Genomic DNA, 16,683 nt, shown 5'->3' with positions numbered 1-16,683 from the left:
GTACCTTATTAATCTTTCGCCAGTAGCCTCATAGATAAAGCGCCACAAACACCTGAGTCAGATATACAACAAATAACGATATTTGGAATATATTGCATTCTCATTTTAATTCCCGCTAAGGCAATAGCTGCGGGGACAAAGGCCGCACCTAGATCTCCAAGGTACTGTGCTGGACGATGTATCAGATAATTTTTATCGATACTCTTTTGATTACGCGTAATAGCGACATTCAAGACTTTTGCCGGCTGCATTTCACCATTTTCGCCGCTGATAATATGCTTAATTTTTTTCTGATCATTCGTCTTAGTATGCATGTCAATATTATCCAAACATGAGGCTATCACACGACTGAGATCAGCCGACAATGCATGTGATGAGATCGTATTTTTTTGTTGGTAATGCAATGCTGGGCATTGCATAGATATAAACGACTTTAATTTGCTCCCTCTGGCGGCATCCACCGACTTCAGTAAGAGAAAAACAGCACCTTCGCCAGGGATAAAACCGTCACTACCATCCATCTTCAATAAACGATGGTGTTCATCTAAAAACCCTAATACCTCATCGTCGTAGAAACTATCAACAGCTCCTACCAGTGCAGTATCACCTTTACCGGATTGTAAATACGCCAAAGCCGACTGTATAGCCACCATCGAACCTGTGCGCCCGCCGTTAATGAAACAACTATCGGTGCTATTAATGTCAAAGGGAATATATTGCATTAGGCTTTCCAAAAATACGCTATTGATTACATCCCCATGGCAGTAGTTTTCTGGGCCGGCTAAGAATAATGGAATAGTTTTTGACATACGATTAGATGCCATTTTTCTAGCAGCCAAAATAGCAAGACGCAAAAGCCTTTTTTGATAAAAGCTTAATCTACCTCGTAGCCCTCTGTTAAAGACAACACTTTCCAGCGCCGCCTCGGGCACGCAAGATAGACGCACGGGATCATCGTCACTACCATAAATATCCGTTTCACTAAAACGATTTATTCCTGCATTCACTGCAGCATTTATTTTGCCAATGTCGTCACCTAGCGAAGTAATTATGCCCAAATCAGTAATTGTTACCATATTTCAGGCCACCTGCTCATTAGCGAGGGGCTGGCATTTTTCGCAGATGTTAATATAAGGTGCGCGAGGATGTAATAACGCTAACTCGATAGCAGCTGGTGCTCGCTTAAGTTGTGTGCCATTAGTCAAATGGTAGTTTAATTTCTCTTCAGATATTTTATCCCCTAGAAAATAACGATCACCATAACTAAAGCCATTGCGGTGGTGCTGCCATAAACTATTTACTTTTTTACTATCGGGCCAAGGTAACTCATCATCTGGCTCAGTACCAAAGGTTTCCCTAAGACGACTTTTTTGCCCCCGTTCTATATCGATTAACTGATGCTGTTCCAGATCGACACCGGTAAGGAGCGTAAAAGATAAACCCGCGTAACGAGAGATAGCGGGGTCATCCATTTTATCGATCAGCCAAGGAACTGCTGCGAGATCCCCTAAGGCAGTAATCGCTTGAAGTGCAATCCGTAAATCATTTGCATCTTGATTATTCTCCTCTTGTAATAATAACGTTACATATTGTTTTGCTTCTTTATTGGGAAGTATCCTGAAAGCCACATTAATAGCGTATTCTTGCAGCTTTCCAGAAACAAAGATATTCTTTTTGATTGAGTCAAGTTGATGGCGTTCGCCGATAAAAGCCTGAGACCACTGAGCCCAAAATACAAACTCTGAACAACTACCATAACGTGAGATAGTCTTTTTCAGAAGAGGATAATAGTCTCTTATTTTAAGCTCACCCACTAACCTTAACGCTCGGCTGTACAGAGCAGTATCGGTAATATTATCCTCATTCTGGAGAATTTTTGATAAGCTATCACCAGGATGAACCCGTTTCGCGGAACACGCACAAATAGCTAAGTATTGATACTTCTGATTATTACTATCTAATAAGGTTTTAATCCAAGTATGACCAATTTTCGCGGGAATCCAAGCAAGAGCCGACACGACTGCCTTAACAAGTACCTCATTCTTTGCGGTATTTAAAACTGTACGTACCCTACCACTGTTTTCGCCTTCTCTGTCAGTAATACCCAGTTGAAATGCGATAACAGCTGCAACAAAAATACATCCAGGATCAATTGATCTTTGCTCACCGGCTGAATCCTTTTGTATACCAATTGCATCTAGGCACAATTGCCATGCTTCGTCGAAAGAGAGTATCAGCCCCATCAAATTATGATCGATACGAGATTCCAGTTTAGCGAGCTCAACTTGGGTAAAACTAGATTTTTTCGCCACATTTGCTCTCAGAGTCCACAAAAATGCGGCTTCTTCAAAGTGCTGTTCGACAATATCTTTAAAATAATTCAATTCTCAATCGCCTATTTTTTGCGGTCAGTGCTTGAGGACATCAATACGTTTTATATGAGTTATATTTCTCACGCCGCAATATTCAGCCCGCCAAATCATTTGCAAACGTAGCTCGTTTGGCTCAATAATCACTGTATCTAGAGAAGCATTCAGCATTTCCTGTTTGCCATGGACAGATGCTACTTGCACTAAAAAAGTTTTTTTGGGCAGGGAAAAACGGATATTTCCATCTGCGTGCATATTGGTAAGCTCAACTTTTTCACCGCCAATTAAAAACTTTCGTGTAATAAGATCCGGGTGAGCTGAGTTATTAAAACGCTTATTAAAATCATCTGGTAAATAAGGAGCCTTAAGAGATTTCCATGTGTCATCATAGGTGCCTGCATATTGATTACGTGGGTGTGCGTAAGGAGCAAGAAAACCAAAACCGACGGGATCAGGTTTGTTTTCCGGGGAATATATTAAATTTTGAGGGTCTTCAATATTAGGCAGGGCTACACCGTTAATGTCATCTCTCGCATCTTTGTGCCACAACCCTTTACCTATTGGATTTTTCGGACTTATACAATAGTCTTCGTTTTTTAAAAGAACACTACCTCCATAAGCATTTTCATACCGCAAAGGTATCCTATGAAATAACTCTGGTTCGCTAGGACGAAGGCCTTTCCATACGCGATTGCCAAAAATTCGCAATGTTTTATGAACTTCGCCGACAGATAAAGATACATCCATTTGCCTACAGGGGTGACCATCAGGCGCCCAAGCATCGCCTACAACACCAATATCGGTACCCGCTTTGCCGATATGAAAGTCAACAGGAAATTTTAGGCTGGACTTACCTTTTTTACCCCAGTATATATCTTCCGTTTGCAATGCTACTTGCTCACTTAAAACCCCTAAATGGCTAATACGAAATGAAGCTTTTACCACGGCAAAGAGTGTTTCAATACCATCTTCGTTAAACTGTGGTGTTAATTGAACACAAAATGGTGTCTCATTATTTAGATACATAATGTATATTTCATTATGACGGATTTATGTATTGGGCTAAATTAGTTAATGTTAACAGCACCTCCCATAATACGATTAACGCCACTGGAGCGACTAAGTAAGTATTTTCCACGAATTGAAATTTTACCATCTTTATTTAAGGTAATACTCGATTCACCGCAACGCAGAATAATTTCATCCTGACCATCAATAATGACTTTACGACCATCCACATGTACACTTTTTGGCTTCTCATCAGCCAAGTAATAATCCATATTATTATTCAAAGATTGATCCGTACTAGCATCAAGTAGGTCATCAAGTCGACTTTTTAGCATTCCGATAACGACAGGTTGCGTACAGTCTTTATCAACAAACATAATAACTGCACGTCGGCCCATATGGTGGCTTTCTATCTTAACTGTCGCTAGAGCAATTGCTGTTGTATTATCATCGAATCTAAGCTCTGGCCGCCCGTCTTCATTAACAGCGATAATACAAGCGACTGTTAAATCTCCATCAGCATTACCCTGCTGACTAGATTCATACCTAGCATTTTCGTCAGTTAAGTGTCTGGTTTTGTCATTCATAGTATTTCACCCACACTTCTTTTACACATTGTTGCCATCCCAAAATCACCATATATCCCTTATTATCGGGTTAGTTTGAGGTTATCTTATTGGCTTTCATGACTACATTAGTCGAGGCATTTTCATATATATTTTTTCCACTAATTACAATATCCCCGTTACTATTCATAGTAATTTTGGACGCTCCCGTTTTAAAAACAATGCGATCGTCAGCATTCAAGTAAATAGTTTTGGCTTTTAGTTTATAGTCGTTTTTTACAGTCTCAATATGGTTGTCGTCGACTTTTTCTTTTAAATCTTTACCTACTGCAACAATCATATTTTTTCCAATTTTCTCATTATGATCATCACCTACTTCAATGGTTTTTTTATGTTTGATTTTTTCGGTCTGATTGTTATTAACAGTTTTGTTACGGTCATTTTCAATTGTTGAATTTTCATCGTGCATGATGATCTTAGTTCGATCATTTTCTACCGTAAGGGTTTCATTATTCTCAATCTCAGTATCCATATCCTTTTCTGCATGAATAAAAATTTGCTCATTATCTTTTTTATCATCAAAAATTAATTCATTACAGTGAGGCTTACTGCCGCCCTTGGTTGAACGTGTGCGAATACCACTTTTAGTTTTTGAATCAAAAGGTGGCCTATTCTTGCCATTGTATACTGTGCCAGTAATTATCGGCCTGTCACAATCGCCATCGACGAAGTCGACAATAACTTCATGGCCTATACGAGGAATAAACGATGCTCCCCATTGGGCTCCTGCCCAAACCTGCATAACACGAATAAAGCAGGTAGTGTTTTCATCCAACTTCCCTTCTCTATCCCAATAAAACTGTACCTTAATACGACCAAATTCATCGACATAAATTTCCTCACCAGCCGGGCCAGTTACTATCGCTGACTGGGGCCCCACCACTTTAGGTTTGCTATGGATTTTAGGTGGCCGAAAGTGTACTTTGGCAGGAATACATATAAAGTTATTACTATATTCACAGCTCTTATTCGCATCGCTAAGGTGTGATTGATCATAGGCCTTATGATAAACCCGCGTAATTCTATAAGCACCTAGTTCAGAGCTGCATTCGTGTTTATTTATTTTAAATTTCGCGCCTGCGAAGAAGCTTGAACAATTACTATCACCTTCTATTGTATCAATTGCAGCTTCTTCTGCATCTAAGCGGATTTCTACTAAGTCATCACCGTAACTAAAATCATACATTTTCGCATATTCATAGTGCTCATACTTAGGATTATCGGCGAATTCACTGGTGGTTCGTGTATTAGAATATAACTTTTTTTTGGGCTCTTTAAAGTTATAATCACTAAAACTCCATTGACCTTTGTGATAACTATGCGTGTGCTGCCAACGTGTTATTTGTAGCTTTGTCGACGAGCCTGATGAATACTCTAAATCAGTTTGAGCCACTTCTTCGTAAGCATCCGTTTGATCCGCCAGAATTAATTTATGAGAAGACTTAGAATGAATAAAATAGTATGCAATACCCTCTTCTTCTAATAAACGGGAAATAAAGTCAAAATCACTTTCGTTATATTGAACACAATATTCTCGTGGTAGGCCACCTGCCGACCTAAACTCGAAATCAGAAAAGCCTCGATCCTGAAATATCTGACTAACAATCTCTTTAGTATTCTTATTCTGGAATATCCTACAGTTACTCGTTTTTTGCAAAAACCATAACCATGGAACCATTCGCATTTTATATTGACGCATATTATGATGGGTGACTTCACCGTGGCTAAAGGTGCGAATATATCCATGAAAGGATCGTTCATAACTACCATGCACGGTGACAGTAACCTGCCTGCCAACCACACTTTTTGGTAGTATGTTAAGGTTTTCGGAAATCATTGTAAGCTCAAAATTAAAAATATCCGAAATACACTCAACCCCATCAAAATGAGTGAGTATGAACGTATCTTTACCAAGTGAAAAATCACTTACAGATATGAGTCTACCATCTTGAGTCAGATCACCCATTGCGCAGTATCCTTTGTTTGAGACCAAATCTATGTGGCAAAAAGGCCACATATGACACTCTCTGAGCAGATTAAAACTGATGTAAATTCTCTAGAGACTAACATAAAGTTTGAACAAATACGGTAGTTTATATCACCTAACATCACTTAATATGATGTAATACAGGTATTTTTAAAAATTTTCACGCCATTTTTTTCCTCTGCAAAAAAACAGTAACCATTCTTGTAATTTTTTTAATTGAATATGAAATTGGCACTTCAACAATAACACCAATATTTCTCACTGCTTTTCTTTGGGATATCTTAATTGGCAGAAATTTTGGCAATATATATTTCCATAATCAGTAGTCGGTAATATTTTTGAGATGATACCACTCCAAGATAATGAAACTGGAATTTACAGAGTGGTCAAACAACTGGCGCAAAAGAAAACATCCACACATATTAAGGCATCTGAAAACGCACATCATTACCCGGCCAATATCAGTTAGTGACACCCTCATAAGCAGAGAGAGAAAACCATCTACAACCAAAAAACTCACAAAGCAGTTTAAACAAAAACCTTAAATAAAAATATACTTCCTTAGCCCAGAAGACAACAATCACAAAAAGCACAATTATTTAAAATAATAAAATACAGTTTTTAATTATAAAACTTAAAAACACCTCAAGCCGAACAAGAATATTTTTAACATTCAAAAAACAAAGCGTTTTAAAACGAAAACCCCAAAACCCCTTTATGGCACAAAGAACAAACAGTCAAAATAAAAATAAAAATAAAACCTTTAAAAAAATCAAAATAAATATATTTTTTTACATCATAAAATATATTGTTTACAGAATACAAAAACCCCAATCAAATCAATCACTCATAAATTTGGAAAAACAAAATTCGGCACTTAAAACCAAAAATAAAACAACACCGAAGAGCTACTGTCTACTTTTATCATTTACATAACTTTTTTGTTTTACTACTATCCCTGTCGATTTTATTCTTCACATATAAATAATACGTGAAGTAAAAATCATTACCTAAACCCATAACCTTATTAAAAATAAGAAATGGGCTTTTCTACTTTCTATGTAAAAAAGGGTTTCTCCATGAAAAATTTCAATAGGTTTGTATCTCTTACAATTGGCGTTTCATTATCTTTCTGCGCTAACGTCTTTGCATCAGAATCACCACTAAAAGCAAAAATTTCTATTAACGATGATTATTTTAGTGCACAAAATAACGTTGATGTTACTGTTACAGTAACAAACACATCAACAGAGCATGCAAGGATTTTAAATTGGATGTTACCTAGCGGGAGGCTCGACAGTAATATTTTCTTAGTTACTCGTGATGGCGAGAAAGTAAATTACGAGGGGCGTTTAATTAAAAGGCCACAAGCCACAGCAAAAGATTTTCTTATTATTGCACCAAAACAAAGCTATAGTACAACTATCGAATTAACAAGCGCCTATGATATTAGTGCTGCAGGTAGCTATGAAATAAAATTAGATATTGATAATTTGGATGCGCCTATAAAAGGTAAGAGTTCTGAGTTCATAACAGAAAATCAAACAACTTCACTGCAATCTAATAGCCTGCATTTTTGGATGGACGGAGTGCAATTCGAGGCACCAGCACAACCTTCATTTAAGACTACTGAACAAAGCCAGTTTGCTGTTACCACACGCGCCTGCAATAACAGTCAAAGAAACCAAATCAGAAGCGCTGCCAATAGCGCTGCCAATATAGCAAGCAACGCATATTCTTACCTACTTAGCGGTGCCGCTGGATCGCGCTATACCACTTGGTTTGGTAGCAACAATAGTAGCCGCTACAACAGAGTAAGAAATAATTTCTACGCCATTTTAGATGCAACTGAAAATAAGACGGTTAATTATGACTGCTCATGTAATGAAAACTACTTCGCCTACGTCTACCCAAGCGACCCTTATAACATTTATCTATGTAATGTGTTCTGGAATGTACCTGAAGTTGGCACCGATTCTAAAGCCGGCACGATTATTCATGAATTAAGCCACTTTACCGTAGTAGCAGGCACTGATGATTTTGCTTATGGTCATTCAGCATCTAAACGTCTTGCGAGAAACTCACCGTACCGAGCGGTTCGTAACGCCGACAGCCATGAATATTTTGCAGAAAATACTCCCTTCCAAAATTAATATCTTAACTGCAAGATTACACTTCTTAAGTAATTAAGAATTCCATCAAGACTCTCAGTTGAAACCCAACTGAGAGTTTATTCATATAAAGTTTTAATACCTAGTAAGAAAACCATCATCAGTCACAAAACGTCATTAATCTTATTCGCCTATGTTATTGACATTGTTTTATACAAAGCCGCTATAATGCCAGCCCCATGTGCAAGCAGATACGCGCAAATACCTATAATGATTAGAGTGTGTCAAATACAAGAAAATAACAGTCATATGGTATTGCGGTGTTATCGATAACAATAACGAGTAGGCCTTTAAAAAGGACACACCCACCTTAAACACCAACCTTGATAAGTGCGGAGAGACACATGATAGAGATTTGGCATAAAGTACTTCAGCAAAAAGATTTTGATGGTTTAAAGGATTTACTGGATGATAGTGTCGTTTTCCACTCCCCGATTGTACACCGCCCAATAGAGGGCAAAGAGTTAGCATTCTTATATTTAAGCGCAGCTTTCCATACTCTCAATAATAATTTTCGCTATGAACGAGAAGTTATTGATGGCAATAATGCCGTGTTAGAATTTCTAACAGAAATAGAAGGCATCACCATAAATGGTGTCGATATGATTAAGTGGAATGACAAAGGTAAGATTATTGATTTTAAAGTTATGGTTCGCCCCTTAAAGGGCGTCAATATGATCCATCAAAAAATGGGAGAAATGCTACAGCATATGCAGTCATAATATATGCTGTCATCATAGAGCGAAAGAAGGTGAAAGAGTTGGGTCTGTTAACAGACCCTAATAATAGCAATATCTTCTATTTTACTGTTATTCTGCCATGACTTTCTTGAATCAAGCGATCACGCAGCTCTTTTAGCCTTTTTTTCTGAGCAGGTGTAGCATTGCCCTCGCCTATTTCATTAAACAGAGCATTAAGTTCTCGTTCAGTGGGGCTCATATCAGTATCGGCAAGCTTGTTCATGAGAGAATCTTGCTGCTCCATTAATTCATCCAGCTTCTGCTCTATCACATCCATGCGACGCTCATCCATCTGGCTCAGACCTTCATTAAGGTTTAGCTCTTGAAGCTCCAGTTGCAACGCTTCTATTTTACTATCAACCTCAGATAACTTACGCTCAAGTTTATCTTCATCGCTTTCACAAGCTTCGATCTGACTTGGAGATTTGCCACTCAAACTTGATATTTGTGTTTTAAAACACGCATCTAATGCGTCTTCCTGAGCCATTTCGTATTTGCCAAAGCAATGAGCAATGGCCTTGCGCATGATCCCATCCATTTTATCTTCGGCAATTCCCAGACACTGGGCACCTTCAGCGAAACCACCGTTTTGTTTCATCACCTCGAGAATAAAATCGACATTAGGCTTCTGTGCAGATGAAATGGAAGAAAGCATAAGAAAAGCACTAACACTGGCCAAATACTTAATCTTCATTGCTTCTCTCCTATCATTATTGAATATCGTCTTGAAGATTTAATGCATACACAATTGACACACACTAATAAACATATTCTAGCCAGATTGTCGGCAAAAATTTCAGAAGCGCTTCACAATTAACAGTTGTAAGGAATAATGCGATAATTAAGGTCGCGGTTTAGAACATGAAATAATGAGGAATAAAGTGATTCGATTACCTGCTGAATGGGAGCCTCAAAGCGCTATTTTACTGACATGGCCACACCTAGATACCGACTGGCAAAGTATGTTGAACGAGATAGAGCATACTTACCTTGATATTGTGGAAACTTTAAGCAATTACACGCCCATAGTTATCGCCGTACCACCGTCACAATTGGATGACTTGGAGCAAAAATTAGCACGAAATTTTAACCACAAACCTTTTCGGGTTAAATGCTATGGAGCAAGTAGCAACGATGTTTGGGCGAGAGATCACGGACCCATTGCTATTGAGAATAATCGGATAATACGTTTGCTCGATTTCACCTTCAACGGTTGGGGCAATAAGTTTTCAGCAGACTATGACAACCAGATTACACAAACACTGCATCGGCAGGGAGCATTTGGCACAACTCCACTCACAGCGCAGAACATAGTGTTAGAAGGCGGTGCCATAGACTCTGATGGTAAAGGTTGCCTGCTGACGACTCGTCAATGCTTATGTCATCCCAATCGCAATCCGAATATGTCACAAGCAGACATTGAACAATATTTAAAGCGACATTTAGGCGTTGAAAAAATACTTTGGCTAGAACACGGCTATTTAGCCGGCGACGATACCGATAGTCATGTGGATACTTTGGCAAGGTTCGCCCCGAACGACACCATTGTGTATGTCAGTTGTAACGAGCCAAAGGACGAACATTTTCTGGCATTAAAAAATATGCGCGAGCAACTTCAAACCTTTACCAATTGTAATAACCAAGCCTTCAAACTCATTGCGCTTCCTTGGCCAGCACCAAAATTTGCCGATGACGGCCATCGCTTACCTGCCACCTACGCCAATTATCTTATTACTAACAATGCAGTACTTGTACCGACATATCAGGATAAAAATGACGCTCTTGCGCTAGAACAGATAGCCAAAGCCTATCCAGATCGCACTATAGAAGGCGTTGACTGCTCAAACCTTATTCAACAGCATGGCAGCCTGCATTGTATTACAATGCAAATACCCAAGCTTGCCAGCGATTACGTATAATAAACAATTTAACACGGCTTCATTTTCGGAAGATATATCCATGTCAAAGCTTAACGCTGCCCTGATTCAACACCGTTGCTCCTCTGATCTAACAAGTAATTTGGAGAAGTCGCTCACTCTTATACAACAAGCAGCGCAACAAGGAGCAAAGCTTATAGTGCTACAGGAGCTTCACCGTAGCTTATATTTTTGTCAGCAAGAAAATACAGATTACTTCGATCTTGCGGAAACCATCCCAGGCCCAAGCACTGATACTTTAGGCTCCATTGCTCAGCAGCTAGGCATAGTGATTGTGGCCTCTTTGTTTGAAAAACGTGCAACCGGGGTATATCACAATACTGCGGTGGTAATAGATACTGATGGCGCTATCGCAGGTAAATATAGGAAAATGCACATTCCCGATGATCCAGGCTTTTATGAAAAATTCTACTTTACACCTGGAGACTTAGGTTTCACTCCAATTAAAACCTCGATCGGCACACTAGGGGTGCTCGTTTGTTGGGATCAATGGTTTCCTGAAGCCGCACGTCTAATGGCGATGGCCGGTGCACAGATGCTTATCTATCCCACTGCTATTGGTTGGGACCCCAGGGATGATAAGGCTGAGCAAGAAAGGCAGCGACAAGCCTGGATCACTATTCAACGCTCCCATGCGATTGCTAACGGCATCCCGGTTTTGAGCGTTAACCGGGTTGGTCATGAAGCCAATCCTAATAGCACAGAAGCTGGCATCGATTTTTGGGGCACAAGCTTCGCTACCGGGCCTCAAGGCGAGATATTGGCTCAAGCAAACCAATCGGATGAAACAATTACACTAGTTGAATTAGATTTACTACGCAGTGAAAATATAAGACGAATCTGGCCATATTTTCGTGATAGAAGAATAGATGCCTATCATGACCTGAACAAGATCCTAAGAGACTAGGCACAAAATTTTATGGCTCCTATAATTTTTGTAACTATCATCTAAACATAAATTGCAATATACAAGTGAATGCATTAGTAGTTAATGCTAAAAAAATGGCAATGCTTCTTTGACTTCACTTCTCTGGCCTCACAGATAAATACATTTGTTAAAACACTTTAATAAAGATTGAATGGCACAAATATAAAAGCATTTTTTCATATACTTAGACAAAGCAATTATTTGGTTAGACAAAACAGGTATTACTTAATCGTTCGCGACAGAAATTTTTTCAGTCTTTTATGTTAAAGACGACAGGGTCGCAAAACATTGTCTTCAACATTCTGCTCCTATGCAGCCTTTATGCAGCTTTCGACTTTTTATTATTTTTACCTTTATAACATACAAAAGTGACACACAAAAAACACTCGCTTTAATTATCCAGGTGCATGGCATCTTTTTTTTCAAAAAAACGTACAATTCATCATTCCTTTATTAATTAATACTCCTGGTAAAAAATTACGCACATAAAAAAACGCCACTACAAAAAAAGAAAAACACACAAATATAACTAAAAAAATATTCGTAAAACCTTATACAAAAACTACTCTGACACATAAAGTATCACTCCCCTATATTTCTCAAGATTAATATACCGCCCGTTGCAAAACACAATCAAAGATATATTCATAAAACATAAAAAAATCATCAACAAAAAACAAAAAACAATTAACTCCTTAAGGTGATTTTTAATTAATTCTTAATAATGATTTAATAAAATTACACTTTTATTTTTAACAATACAGATTTTCACCAGCACATATTTTTACAATTGAGAATAATTAGATTATGAAAAAAATGAAGGTAGTCATTGTGGGTGCAGGCCCAACAGGAGCATTCCTTGCCGCCGCCTTGGGCAAGCAAGGACATAAAATTATTCTCATTGACCGTAGAGCTGACCCTATTAAACAAAATGACAAGAGAACCATTCAGCTATCCCTTTCACCAAGGGGAAAAGATGCAATTGAAGCACTAGGGTTACAAACAGAGTTTGAGCAAATAAGTATTCCGCTTAAAAATCGCATTTTTCACTTGCCTGATGGAAAAGTTGACATACGAAGCTATCCAGATAATGGGTGTGAACTTTTTTCTGTCAGCCGCGTGGATATAGCAAAAATACTGATCCATGATGCCCTCAAACAAGGAAGTATAGAAACACATTTTGGATCACACTGCTGCGATGTATTGGATAGTACCGAGAGCGCTCGAGTAATATTACGTAAACAAGATAACGCTATCGTCGAGTTGGATGCGGATCTCGTGATCGGTGCAGATGGAGTATCGTCCAATGTAAGAAAAGCCATCACTCGTAATCCCATGGTTAACTTTGCCAAAACCATTACGCCTCATGGCTATATGGAATGGACAATTAGCGCGGAGTACGCAAAGAAAAAACTGTCGGCCTCGGCACCTCACATATGGCCGCGTAGCCAATGGCTATTGGTTTCTTTCCCATGTCAGGATGGTCGTCATCGTGGGACATTTGTTACGACACATAAATTGTGGCAACAAATGAAAAGCGAAAACACTATAGAGCAAACACTACGTGAACAGTTCAGCGACGTTTTCCCTCACTTAGAAACACCGTTAGAGCATATTATCAATAGTGAATTATTGCCTATGACAATGGTGCGCAGTGATTCTTATTATAATGGGAAAAAAATATTAATCGTCGGTGATGCAGCTCATGGTGTAGCACCCTTTATGGGCCAAGGCGTTAATTTGGCACTTGAAGAAGCCGCAACACTTGTTAAAGTAATAAAAGATGAGAGCTCCACGCTAGAGCAACGTTTGACTGAGTTTTCACAAGCACAAGTGATAGAAGGTTTAGCATGTTGCGACTTATCACAACAAGCGGGCTACACCTTACTCGAAAAACCTTCTCAGCAAAAAAATAAAGTCGACCCTTTAATAAAGCTCAACTTCTCTCGCGCAAGCTACCAGAGTGTCACACAAGAAACCATAGCTGGATGGTATCCATCCGTACAGGTAACTCCGGGCATGCATAGTTTGCCCCCAAGCTTCTCGATTCCAAACGATTTAAAAAACCGATATGACCTAGAGGAAGGTAAAACTATTTTTCAGTGTGGGGACACTGCAGAAAGTCTATTTCTAATAGAATCAGGGGATATATCCATTACAGATCCATCTGATGGACATAGTGTTCGACTAAAAGCACCTATAATTATTGGTGAAGAACAATGGTTTGATTCAGATAAAAGGAAACATACTGTGCGCACAGAAAGCCTGTGCTCTATAGCTAAGGTTCCTTATCAAAAGTTAGAACAGTATTGTCTTCGTTTACCCGCTGCAGGCTTAGCGTTAGTGAGAGGCCTAGCATCTGTATCGCTATCGAGAAATCAAACAGAAAAAATACCAACAAAGCTCTACACTGTTCTACTGACTGATTCTCAAACTGATGTAGATACCCTATTCGATTGGCTCACATCCCTTGAAGAAAATCTATCCACGCAGATATTTTTCTGCGAAAAAGAAATAGCCAGATTACTCATATCTAAGTTTGATCTAGAGATAAATACTATTAACTTTAGTAGCGAAGAAACAATAGGAAAGCTTCAAAAAATTATTTCAACAGGCCTACTGCGAAGAGTCGTTCCATTTACCAACGACTTACCAAAAGATTTCCTAAACCAAGTTGGCGAAGAGATTTTTGATTTGATTGAAATGCCTTTAGGTCAGTCTCTTGAAGTTACTCCATGTTAATTCCCATATTAGCTGAGTCCATGCTAGTTAAGCCCCACGTTAAATATATTATAGTCGGGAAATAAGTTATGAAAGTCGATTGGCGAGGTTACTTCGCAGCAGCAGTCACTCCATTTGATGCTAACCATGAATTAAATGAAGATGCACTGCATCAATATATGCTTTGGTTGGTAAAAGAGAAAATGCACGGTATTGTGCTTGCCGGTAGTAACGGTGAATGGCCAGCACTAACTAAGGAAGAGCGAATTCGTTTATTTAAAATCGGTAGAGATAGTGTTCCTAAAACTACGCCGTTAATAGGAGGCTGTGGTGCAATATCAGTGCGTGAAACCGAATATTATCTGGAACAGTGTGCCGAGTTAGAAATGGACGGGGCATTAGTAAGTATCCCACCTTATGTCAGTCCAACGGATCGAGAGGTGCTAAATTTTTTCACTCAAATATCGGCTAAGGCGCAGCTTCCCATTATTGCCTACAATTGGCCGATTGGCACAGCTAAAGACTTATCCCCAGAATTGCTCAACAATATTGCAGATTTGGAAAATATAGTAGCGATTAAGAATTCAACTCCCGATTTATCCGCATTTATTTCATGTTTACGCATGATTCGAAATAAAGTTCAAGCGTTTGGGATAATGCCTGGCGATGTCGGAATGGGTTTATTGGATGCAGTGGGTGGCGACGGCTGTATTGGTGCTGCCGGAACTTTAGGACACATACAACCAGACTTTTTTGATGCTTTTTGGAGCGGAAATAAGCAAGAAGCAAAAAAACTTGGTGCAATTGATCAAGACTTGATGACAAGTATGTTTCAAGGTTTTACCGGTCGCAATGGTCATGCAATAGCAATTTTTAAAGCTATTTTGCGAGAAAGAGGTGTTCCCGTCGGCCCGGTGCGTCCCCCGCTACTTGACCTCGATGAGCCCGCTCTAAAGAATATTCGGCAATTTCTAGAGAAGCACGGACTATGATTTCTCCGGAACAAGATATTATTGTTGTTGGCGGCGGCTTAACAGGTTGTTTAACAGCCTTATATATGAGCCGGCGAGGCCTTCGCGTTACCTTGTTAGAACAAGGGGAGCTGCTAAACGGGGCAAGTCTCAATAATGCAGGTGGCCTTTATTTTCAATTACAACCACAATTTTCTGCTTTCGGTAAAGAACAGAGAAGCAAGATAAGAGACCTAGCGACCCTGATCAAACAGGCTCGCCCTGCATGGGACAGAGCAATTTCTACCATTGGCGACCCCAGTATAGCGAATTTTTGCGGCGGTTTAATTGTTTCCTTAGACGATGAAGGAAATACAGCGTTGATGGAGAAACATTTACAAGAAAAAGAATGGGGATTTGATACTCAATGGTTAGATTCCTCTCATATAAAAGAAATAGTGCCAAATATTTCTCATAAAGTAAAAAGTGCAACCTACTCTGCACATGAAGGCTATGTTGATGTTGTGCGGTGTGCACAAAGCCTTGCACACAGTATTAAAGATAGCGATATTAACCTTGCAACTAATGTTGGGAAAATAAAATTAGCGGTTAATGATAAATATTACCAAGCCAGAACAAAACAAGGATACACATATTCTAGTGAGCAGATAGTGCTTGCATTAGGCGCTTATACAGGGCAAACACTTTTAGATTTAGGAATAGACCTTGGCATCGAAGCTATTCCACTGCAAATTTTCGATTTTGATTACGAGTCACCTCTGCTACCTGTTTTTATACGCAGAGTTGGCGCTCGACTTTCAATGAAACAATTGCCCAATGGTAGTGTTATTGTTGGTGGGGGTTGGCGAGCTTTAAGTAATGATTTAGATAAAAATATTGAAATTATAGAAAATAATATAACAGATTGCCGATCATTAGCCGTAGAAATGTTTCCTGCTCTAGAGAATTCACTTCCGTTAAGAGCTCGTGGCGGTCGGGCAGCCTGGACACAAGACGGTTTACCCATCGTCGGAGAAGTAGCATCTCATCCGAAATTATGGCTCGCTTGCGGCGGTAATGGCTATACATTAGCGCCTTTATATGCCGAGCTATTAACTCAAAAAGTTCTCAGACAGGAGCCCGAGTATGATTTACGGCCATTTTCTCCTGAGCGTTTTTTAACTAATTCATTTATTAATATTCCACCTGATGGCTAAAGTTGGATACACATTTTATTTTGCCCAAA

At 39.1% G+C, this 16,683-nt stretch carries 13 protein-coding genes; 7 read left to right on the top strand and 6 right to left on the bottom strand.

Annotated features, from left to right (window positions below):
- Positions 1-8 precede the first annotated feature (8 nt).
- The 5 genes from BVC89_RS14335 to BVC89_RS14315 form a co-directional block, all read right to left on the bottom strand.
- Entirely contained in the window at positions 9-1,076 is a 1,068-nt protein-coding gene (locus BVC89_RS14335) for a beta-ketoacyl synthase N-terminal-like domain-containing protein (protein ID WP_086931847.1), read from the bottom strand.
- Positions 1,077-1,079: 3 nt separating this feature from the next.
- Positions 1,080-2,384 carry a TIGR02270 family protein gene (locus tag BVC89_RS14330; RefSeq protein WP_086931846.1) on the bottom strand — a complete coding sequence of 435 codons (1,305 nt, stop codon included), beginning with the start codon at positions 2,382-2,384 and terminating at the stop codon, positions 1,080-1,082.
- Positions 2,385-2,408: 24 nt separating this feature from the next.
- Positions 2,409-3,395 (bottom strand): DUF2169 family type VI secretion system accessory protein, encoded by a 987-nt coding sequence (locus BVC89_RS14325; RefSeq protein WP_086931845.1) that lies wholly within the window; start codon positions 3,393-3,395, stop codon positions 2,409-2,411.
- Between the two features lie 41 nt (positions 3,396-3,436).
- Positions 3,437-3,964: a DUF6484 domain-containing protein gene (locus tag BVC89_RS14320; RefSeq protein ID WP_103654266.1), complete on the bottom strand. Its 528-nt coding sequence runs from the start codon at positions 3,962-3,964 to the stop codon at positions 3,437-3,439.
- A gap of 70 nt (positions 3,965-4,034) precedes the next feature.
- The gene (locus BVC89_RS14315) at positions 4,035-5,969 is read right to left on the bottom strand and encodes a type VI secretion system Vgr family protein (protein WP_086931844.1); all 1,935 of its coding nucleotides are present in this window, start codon (positions 5,967-5,969) and stop codon (positions 4,035-4,037) included.
- A 1,100-nt stretch (positions 5,970-7,069) separates the two neighbouring features.
- On the opposite strand from BVC89_RS14315, the gene BVC89_RS14305 reads away from it, so the two are divergent.
- Together BVC89_RS14305 and BVC89_RS14300 are read left to right on the top strand one after the other, a co-directional pair.
- Complete coding sequence (locus tag BVC89_RS14305; RefSeq protein ID WP_158657941.1) at positions 7,070-8,143, top strand: M35 family metallo-endopeptidase; 1,074 nt, start codon at positions 7,070-7,072, stop codon at positions 8,141-8,143.
- 362 nt (positions 8,144-8,505) lie between these two features.
- The gene (locus BVC89_RS14300) at positions 8,506-8,883 is read left to right on the top strand and encodes a nuclear transport factor 2 family protein (RefSeq protein WP_086931841.1); all 378 of its coding nucleotides are present in this window, start codon (positions 8,506-8,508) and stop codon (positions 8,881-8,883) included.
- A 76-nt stretch (positions 8,884-8,959) separates the two neighbouring features.
- Here BVC89_RS14300 and BVC89_RS14295 read toward each other — a convergent pair whose 3' ends face one another.
- The gene (locus BVC89_RS14295; RefSeq protein WP_086931840.1) at positions 8,960-9,595 is read right to left on the bottom strand and encodes a hypothetical protein; all 636 of its coding nucleotides are present in this window, start codon (positions 9,593-9,595) and stop codon (positions 8,960-8,962) included.
- A 187-nt stretch (positions 9,596-9,782) separates the two neighbouring features.
- Between BVC89_RS14295 and BVC89_RS14290 the strand changes: the two genes are divergently transcribed.
- From BVC89_RS14290 to BVC89_RS14270, 5 genes are all read left to right on the top strand, one after another.
- Positions 9,783-10,820: an agmatine deiminase family protein gene (locus BVC89_RS14290; protein ID WP_245929401.1), complete on the top strand. Its 1,038-nt coding sequence runs from the start codon at positions 9,783-9,785 to the stop codon at positions 10,818-10,820.
- Between the two features lie 40 nt (positions 10,821-10,860).
- Positions 10,861-11,745 (top strand): carbon-nitrogen hydrolase, encoded by an 885-nt coding sequence (locus BVC89_RS14285; protein WP_086931838.1) that lies wholly within the window; start codon positions 10,861-10,863, stop codon positions 11,743-11,745.
- Between the two features lie 828 nt (positions 11,746-12,573).
- A complete protein-coding gene (locus BVC89_RS14280) occupies positions 12,574-14,508 on the top strand; it encodes an FAD-dependent monooxygenase (protein ID WP_086931837.1) in 1,935 nt (644 codons plus the stop codon).
- Positions 14,509-14,576: 68 nt separating this feature from the next.
- Entirely contained in the window at positions 14,577-15,479 is a 903-nt protein-coding gene (locus BVC89_RS14275) for a dihydrodipicolinate synthase family protein (protein ID WP_086931836.1), read from the top strand.
- A complete protein-coding gene (locus BVC89_RS14270; protein ID WP_086931835.1) occupies positions 15,476-16,654 on the top strand; it encodes an NAD(P)/FAD-dependent oxidoreductase in 1,179 nt (392 codons plus the stop codon). Before BVC89_RS14275 ends, BVC89_RS14270 begins: the two co-directional genes overlap by 4 nt.
- The last annotated feature ends 29 nt before the right edge of the window (positions 16,655-16,683 follow it).

This window comes from Agarilytica rhodophyticola, from assembly GCF_002157225.2.
Classification (GTDB): domain Bacteria; phylum Pseudomonadota; class Gammaproteobacteria; order Pseudomonadales; family Cellvibrionaceae; genus Agarilytica; species Agarilytica rhodophyticola.
This window is presented reverse-complemented; position numbering and strand designations above follow the sequence as displayed.